The organism is Rhizobacter sp. P3_B12 (assembly GCF_056402895.1).
Map to the genome: position 1 here is coordinate 1 of NZ_JBFUGN010001529.1, position 935 is coordinate 935.

Here is a 935-nt window from a genome sequence, read left to right on the forward strand (position 1 = left end):
CCCTGCGAACCAGCGACTCGTAGAGGGCCGTCTCCGGACTCTCGGCAAAGTAGGCCACGGGCTCGGTGCCAATGGCGAAACGACTCGACGTGTCGGCGGCCGGCGCAAGCCTCAATGCGCCAACACGAACTGAATCGGGATGAGCTCTGCTGCGCTGGACCCTGTACACCGTCTGGGAGACGGCCAACGAGGTCGTCGGTGCGTACTGAAGATCGTGAAGCTTCATCGGCCTGCTCTCAGTGGCCTTCCTGTCGAGCAATCGCTGTCACCTGCTCGGCAAGACCTTGCTCGATGGCCTGGCGCGGGGTCAGGCCGCCCAGTGCACCATGAGGCGATTCGAGGAACGACAACAACGCCCATCCCTCCGACACCCCCAGCGCCGACGAGATCTGTGGCAGCGCATCCCACACCAACGGCTCGAACTGCCAGCGTGGCATCCGGTAGCCCCGCTTGACCTGCGTCAGGCCGATGGCACGCCCCTTCGCGATCCACGCATTGACCGTGACGCGGGTGGCACCCACGAGCTGCGCTGCCTCGTCGGTGGAGAGCATGTCGGAGGCTGCCAGCCGCTGCTGGCGTGCCACCAATGAACCCGCAAGCAGCGCCCGGGTTTCGCTGACGGGCGCGTAGTCGCCGGCCCTGGCAGGCGTCTGCCGGCGTCTCGTTCCCGAAGAGGATGCCGCGTTGGCGGACGACACAGGATTCTTCATGACCCACCTCTGACGGCGCCATCCGGAAAGGATGGTCAATTCGTAAAGTTGGATTATGCGGTTCCGTTCGTCGTCTCAGGCCTGTTCATTCAACCCAGATGCGCCGCCAGCTGATCGAACGTGCCGCCATAGCCCTGCTCCAGCGACGGCTGCAGTTCGTCGAAGAACCTGCGCTCGGCCGCCTCCTCGCCGAACGGGTTGGCTTTCAGCCGCACGGTGGTGATG

At 64.8% G+C, this 935-nt stretch carries 2 protein-coding genes; both read right to left on the reverse strand.

Annotated features, from left to right (window positions below; all coding sequences use genetic code 11):
- Positions 1 to 226, reverse strand: a 226-nt coding sequence (locus tag AC1D01_RS36645) for an RES domain-containing protein (RefSeq protein WP_477874710.1), incomplete at its 3' end; no start/stop codon positions are given.
- A 10-nt stretch (positions 227 to 236) separates the two neighbouring features.
- Positions 237 to 710 (reverse strand): MerR family transcriptional regulator, encoded by a 474-nt coding sequence (locus AC1D01_RS36650; RefSeq protein ID WP_477874712.1) that lies wholly within the window; start codon positions 708 to 710, stop codon positions 237 to 239.
- Between the last annotated feature and the right edge of the window lie 225 nt (positions 711 to 935).

Excerpts from the sequence above, each read along its gene's own strand:
- AC1D01_RS36650 (WP_477874712.1), bottom strand. The coding sequence starts at position 710 with ATGAAGAATCCTGTGTCGTCCGCCAACGCGGCATCCTCTTCGGGAACG.